Here is a 745-nt window from a genome sequence, read left to right on the forward strand (position 1 = left end):
CCTCCACTCATACTGCCCCCCACTGAAGTCATTATCAAGTTGCTGATTGGGATGTTGCCCTTAGGATTCCCAGTGGAAGACCCGCCTTCATAGTCTTCTTGAACATTTATTGCGTATTTTCTAATACCTGAAAGTTTAATGTTTTTATAAGTGACATCCTTAACGGCACCTGTTCCAGCGTCTGAATGAGTCTTAATGTGGATACCGTTGTCCGAATTCATGACAGTGGAATCACTAAAAGTGATATTGGAAACAGTGTTTGCAGCGCCACTTGCGGAACTTTGACCTACGGACAAACTCAAACCGTGTCCTCCGCTGCAGGTCAAGTTAGAGAAGATCATGCCGGAACCTTGGTTTACTGCAACGCAGTCATCTTGATTTTTAACTACAGAATTTCGAACGGTAATGCGGTTTGAGCTGGAGACGTCGAATCCGTCGGTGTTGTGACCTCCTTGTGAATCTCCGGCGCTAACATCAATGGTGAATCGATCTAGAACGGTGTCACTAGCAGAGTTGATTGAAACGCATTGATGGGGACAGTTTAAGAGTTTGATGTTGTTCAGATTTGATCCGCCGGTGGTCTTGATTCTGAAGAATTTGGGCTTCTTTTTTCCTTTATCTCCTTGACCGTCCCACCATTTAGCACCTTGTCCATCCAAAGTGGCACCGGTACCCACAACGGTTACTTTGCTTCCTTTGATTTCAATCAGCGGTCCTTCCCACTCAGCATATCCCCATTTCAAAC

The 745-nt window shown here is 45.2% G+C and carries 1 protein-coding gene; it reads right to left on the minus strand.

Annotated elements, in window-relative coordinates:
• Nucleotides 1–745, minus strand: a 745-nt coding sequence (locus QWJ41_RS20745) for a glycosyl hydrolase family 28 protein (protein WP_302710369.1), incomplete at both ends; no start/stop codon positions are given.

It is taken from the genome of Nocardioides cremeus (assembly GCF_030518195.1).
GTDB classification, from domain to species: Bacteria; Actinomycetota; Actinomycetes; order Propionibacteriales; family Nocardioidaceae; genus Nocardioides; species Nocardioides cremeus.